At 62.5% G+C, this 5,351-nt stretch carries 5 protein-coding genes; 3 read left to right on the top strand and 2 right to left on the bottom strand.

Annotated elements, in window-relative coordinates; genetic code table 11:
* Together soxR and EN932_RS28160 are read right to left on the bottom strand one after the other, a co-directional pair.
* The coding region (gene soxR / locus EN932_RS28165; RefSeq protein WP_128369233.1) for a redox-sensitive transcriptional activator SoxR at window positions 1-336 on the bottom strand (336 nt) is incomplete at its 3' end.
* A gap of 132 nt (window positions 337-468) precedes the next feature.
* Entirely contained in the window at window positions 469-927 is a 459-nt protein-coding gene (locus tag EN932_RS28160) for a tRNA (cytidine(34)-2'-O)-methyltransferase (RefSeq protein WP_127368690.1), read from the bottom strand.
* Window positions 928-1,370: 443 nt separating this feature from the next.
* Between EN932_RS28160 and EN932_RS28155 the strand changes: the two genes are divergently transcribed.
* From EN932_RS28155 to EN932_RS28145, 3 genes are all read left to right on the top strand, one after another.
* Window positions 1,371-1,766 carry a hypothetical protein gene (locus EN932_RS28155; protein WP_013529978.1) on the top strand — a complete coding sequence of 132 codons (396 nt, stop codon included), beginning with the start codon at window positions 1,371-1,373 and terminating at the stop codon, window positions 1,764-1,766.
* 29 nt (window positions 1,767-1,795) lie between these two features.
* Complete coding sequence (locus EN932_RS28150; RefSeq protein WP_013529979.1) at window positions 1,796-3,682, top strand: ABC transporter ATP-binding protein; 1,887 nt, start codon at window positions 1,796-1,798, stop codon at window positions 3,680-3,682.
* Between the two features lie 10 nt (window positions 3,683-3,692).
* On the top strand, window positions 3,693-5,351 hold a 1,659-nt coding region (locus EN932_RS28145; protein ID WP_164890650.1), incomplete at its 3' end, for an ABC transporter ATP-binding protein.

Here is a 5,351-nt window from a genome sequence, read left to right as displayed (position 1 = left end):
GGTCAGCCCTTCGCGCAGTTTCTTCAACTGGGCGATCTTGTGATCGAGCCCGTCGCGCCAGGCGGTCGACAAAAGGTTCCAGTCGTCGCGCGTCGGCGTGCGGCTTTCGGGCAGTGATTCAAGTGCGGCACCGATTTCGGCCAGCGAGATGCCGACCTCCTGTGCAACCTTGATGATCGCCACGCGCCGCAGCACGTCGCGGCCGTAGCGGCGCTGGTTGCCCGACGTGCGGTGGCTGCGGATCAAGCCGCGGGCCTCGTAGAAATGCAGCGCCGACACCGCCACCCCGCTGCGCATGGCCACCTGGCCAACCGTTAATTCCGTTACAGGCGCCATGTCTGATTTTCCGTCCCGATTTTTCTGCTTGACCTCAAGTTAAGTTGAGCTTGTAGCGAAGAAACCCTGGATGTGCAAACGAAGGAGAAGGCGATGTGCGCCTGGGTCAAGATGTCGGGAGACGGAGTGCCGTTATCCGAGTTGCCGGATGGCTTCGCCCACCACCATGGCGACGGAGAGCGCCACGTTGATGCTGCGCGCCGTACCCTGCATGGGGATGGTCAGGCGCGCATCCGCCGCCTGATGGACAGGATCCGGCACGCCTGCGGATTCGCGGCCGAACAGGAGGACGTCACCGTCCGCGAAGCTGAAGCTGGTGTAGGCCGTCGTGGCTTTGGTCGACAGCAGCACCAGCCGGTGCGAACCAGCCTTGCGCCATTCCTCGAAGGCGTGCCAGTCGACATGCCGGGTCAGGGCAGCCATTTCGAGGTAGTCCATGCCGGCTCGCTTGAGCGCCTTGTCGGAGAGCGGAAATCCGGCCGGTTCGATGATGTCGACGCCAAGTCCGAGGCACGCGGCGAAGCGCAGGATTGTTCCGGTGTTGCCGGCAATGTCAGGCTGGTAGAGCGCGATGCGGAGACGACGGTTCATTTCCGCGTCCTTCTAATAAGTGGCGGATCGGCCACAGCGGCTTGGCGGTTTTGGAAATTGCTGGACCTGCGGGTGGCCATTTTCTGCGAAGTCGGGTATACAACCAGCATTGTCAACCCGAACCGATGGAGGGGTAATTCATGATGACCATGCACATCCAGCGCCCCTCTCGTGGGCTTACCTGCCTGCCGGCGGTTTCGGTACGACGATTCTCCTGACTCTCTAAGACTTGATCGCACCGATTCCCGCCGAAACGATTTTTCGGCACTCGAAGGAATCCTGCGATGTTTTTCAAAAAGTCAAAAGGGCTGAACGCCCCAACTGAAGCTGTCCGGACCGACACTCGTCATGTCCGGACCGATGCAATGCGTGCCTCCGGGCGAATGCCGGCGGACGATATTGCTTCGCCTTTTTATCTCGATTTTCACACGGAGGACGGACCGATGTTCGATCCCTACAGAATACCGGGCTCGAGGAGCCTGCATATCCACCGACTGCCGACCTGGGCGCTGCTGATCGGCGACACCTATTCGTCGGCGGTTCACGCCGAGGTTCGCCGCCGGCCGCATCGCGGCATGCTGCCGGATGTCGATTTTTCGCGCGCGGTTCCCGATCCCGGGCGGCCGTCGCTGGTGCGCCGGATCATCCGGCTGATCCGGCCTGGCGCGAAAAACCGGGCTGGCGGCACCGTGTCGTCAGGATCGTCTGGCGCAGCTGTCGGCGAAAAGCCCGCGAGCCCCTATATTGCGCGAAGCATTGCCGACGGTCCGGGTGATTCCGGACCGTCGGCACTCGACGCCATGGGTTCCGGGGACTTCGTACGCTCACGTGCCGCGTAAGCGGCAAACACATTTCACAGGCATGACCTATGTTGTTGTTTAGCTGGTTTGAAAAAAGGCTCGATCCGTTCCCCGCGGCGGAACCGGTCGAGCCGCCCAAGACGCTGGTTGCCTTCTGCGTGCATTATACGCGCGGCGCCTGGCCCTATATCCTTTTCGATGCAGTGCTGGTGACGGCCATCGCGATCGCGGAAGTGTGGATGTTCGGCTTCCTCGGCCGCATCGTCGACTGGCTGTCGGGGCAGAATCGCGAAACCTTCCTGCAGACGGAAGCCTGGAAGCTTGCCGGCATGGCCTTCATCGTGCTGTTCGCACTGCCGGGCACCGTATGGCTGCATTCGCTCCTCAACCAGCAAACGCTGATGGGCAACTATCCCATGCGCATCCGCTGGCAGGTGCACCGCTATCTGCTCAAGCAGTCGATGAGTTTCTACCAGGACGAGTTCGCCGGCCGCATCGCGACCAAGCTGATGCAGACGGCTCTCGCCGTGCGCGAATGCGTCATCAAGGTGATCGACGTCCTGAATTACGTTATCGTCTACTTCCTCGGCATGCTGCTCATCGTCGGCTCGGCCGACTGGCGGCTGGCCGCGCCGCTCGGCGTCTGGCTGGTCGGCTATATCCTTTTGCTGCGGTTTTTCATTCCCCGGCTGGGCAAGGTCGGCGAGGAACAGGCCAATGCGCGCTCGATCATGACGGGCCGGGTCGTCGACAGCTACTCCAACATCCAGACGGTCAAGCTGTTCAGCCATGCACGCCGCGAAGCGTCATTCGCCAAAGACGGTATGTCCGGCTTTCTCGAAACGGTCTACCGGTCGATGCGCCTGGTGACAGTGCTTTTCGGCTCGCTCTACATACTGAACGCGCTGCTCTTGTTCTCGGTGACCGCGATGGCGCTGTGGCTGTGGCTGGGGCAAGCAGTGACGATCGGCGCGGTCGCCGTGGTCATCGGCCTTGTGCTCAGGTTGTGGGGCATGTCGCAATGGATCATGTGGGAAATGTCGGGCCTGTTCGAGAACATCGGCACGGTGCAGGACGGTATCGCCTCGATCTCGCTGCCGCGCCTTGTCGAGGACCGGCCGGACGCGAAGGAGATCAGCGTCTCCAGGGGTGAGATCCGCTTCGAGGACATTCGCTTCCACTACGGCAAGCAGAAGGGTGTGATCGAGGGCCTGTCGCTGGCGGTGAAGCCGGGCGAGAAGGTCGGCATCGTCGGCCGTTCCGGCGCCGGCAAGTCGACGCTGGTCAACCTGTTGCTGCGCTTCTACGACCTCGAAGCCGGGCAGATATTGGTCGATGGCCAGGAAATCGCCGCTGTGAAGCAGGATTCGCTTCGTGCGCAGATCGGCATGGTCACGCAGGACACCTCGCTGCTGCATCGTTCGGTGCGCGAGAACATCCTTTATGGCCGGCCCGATGCAACCGACGAGATGCTTGTCGAGGCGGCGCGGCGCGCCGAGGCGCTGGACTTCATATCAGGGCTTTCGGATGCCAGCGGCCGCAAGGGCTTCGATGCCCATGTCGGTGACCGCGGCGTCAAATTGTCCGGTGGCCAGCGGCAACGCGTCGCCATTGCTCGCGTTATGTTGAAGGACGCACCTATACTTATCCTTGACGAAGCGACCTCGGCGCTTGATTCCGAAGCCGAGGCGGCGATCCAGGAGAATCTCTACAAGCTCATGCAAGGCAAGACCGTCATCGCCATCGCGCACCGGCTGTCGACCATCGCGGCGATGGACAGGCTGGTGGTGATGGACAAGGGCCGTGTCATCGAGGAAGGTTCGCACGAAGAACTCGTCGCCAAGGGCGGGCTCTACGCGCAGCTCTGGCAGCGCCAGTCGGGCGGGTTCCTGCTTGAGGACGGTCCCGCCGACGCCGCCAACGACGCACTTGCAAAGAGGCAAGCCGCAGAATGATGGCCGCCGCATGATGACAGCCGTCTATCGCTGGTTCGAGAACTGGGTCTATCCGTTCAGGGAGCCGGCGAATCTTCGGCCACCGATCAGTGTCGGCGGCTTTCTCTGGCACTATGTCGGCCAGGCGAAGTTCGCCTTCTTCGCCATGCTGGTCATCGGCGGCATCGCGCCGCTGGTCGAGGCCGGCCTGTTCTACTTCGTCGGGCGGCTGGTCGATATTCTCGACCAGCTTCCCGCCGAGCGCAGCTGGCACGCACTGTGGGCCGCCGCCGGCCCTGAACTGGTTTTCATGGCCGTGGTGGTGCTGGTCATCCGCACCGTCGTCGTCGGCTTGTCGGCGCTGGTCGACGAACAGACGATCACGCCGGGCTTCTACAATCTGGTGCGCTGGCAGGCGCACCGGCATGTCTCGCGCCAGTCCTACGCCTTTTTCCAGAACGATTTCGCCGGCCGCATCGCGACGAAGGTCTGGCAGGCGGGCCAGGCGACCGGCGACTTGATGGAAAGCTTCATCGAGGTCGTCTGGTTTATGATCGTCTACACGGTGACGACGCTGGCGCTGGTCGCAGGCCTCGATCTCAGGCTGGCGGTTCTGGTGGTGATCTGGATTTCCGCCTTCGGCTGGCTGGCCAAGCTCTATTTGCCGGCAATCCGCAAGCATGCCGAGGAAACAGCCGAGGCCGGCTCGATGATCACCGGCCGCATCGTCGATTCCTATTCCAACGTGCAGACGCTGAAACTGTTCTCGGCCGATGGCGACGACCGCTACATCAGGAACGGTTTCGACATCTATCTCGACGCATTGCGCCCGTTCACCCGCCGGCTGACCGGCGTGCGCATGGCGCTGACCACGCTGTCAGGCATCATGATCACGGCGATCGGCTGCTTTGCCGTCTATCTCTGGGTCGAGGGCTCGATCACCGTCGGCGCGGTCGCCTTCACCCTGTCGCTGGTGCTGCGGCTCAACATGCTGCTCGGCCGGCTGATGATGCAGCTCAACAGCATCTTGCGAAACCTCGGCGTGCTGGAGAACTCCAAGGCGCTGATTTCGCAGCCGCTCGGCCTCACCGATGCGCCCGACGCCAAGGAACTCGTCGTGGCAGGCGGCCGTATCGCGGTGAAGAACGTCGAGTTCCACTACGGCAAAGGTTTCGGCGTGCTGAACGGCATCGACCTTGTCGTCAGGCCAGGCGAGAAGGTAGGGCTGGTCGGACCGTCCGGCGCCGGCAAGACGACCCTCGCCAATCTGATCCTGCGCCTCTACGATCTCGAGAGCGGGTCGATCACCATCGATGGCCAGGATGTCGCCAAAGTTACGCAGAATTCGCTGCGCGCCAATATCGGCGTCGTCAGCCAGGACACGGCGCTGTTCCACCGTTCGCTGCGCGACAACATCAAGCTCGGCATGCCTGACGCGACCGATGCGGAGGTGATCGCGGCGGCGAAAAAGGCCGAGGCGCACGAGTTCATCCTGACCTTGCGCGACAACAGGGACCGCGCCGGCTACGAGGCGTTTGTCGGCGAGCGCGGCGTCAAACTGTCGGGAGGCCAGCGCCAGCGCGTGGCGATCGCCCGCGTCTTCCTCAAGGATGCGCCGATCCTGATTCTCGATGAGGCGACCTCGGCACTCGATTCCGACATCGAGGCGGCGATCCAGGAGAATCTGACG

This window comes from Mesorhizobium sp. M7A.F.Ca.US.002.01.1.1 (genome assembly GCF_004022955.1).
GTDB classification, from domain to species: Bacteria; Pseudomonadota; Alphaproteobacteria; order Rhizobiales; family Rhizobiaceae; genus Mesorhizobium; species Mesorhizobium ciceri.
This window is presented reverse-complemented; position numbering and strand designations above follow the sequence as displayed.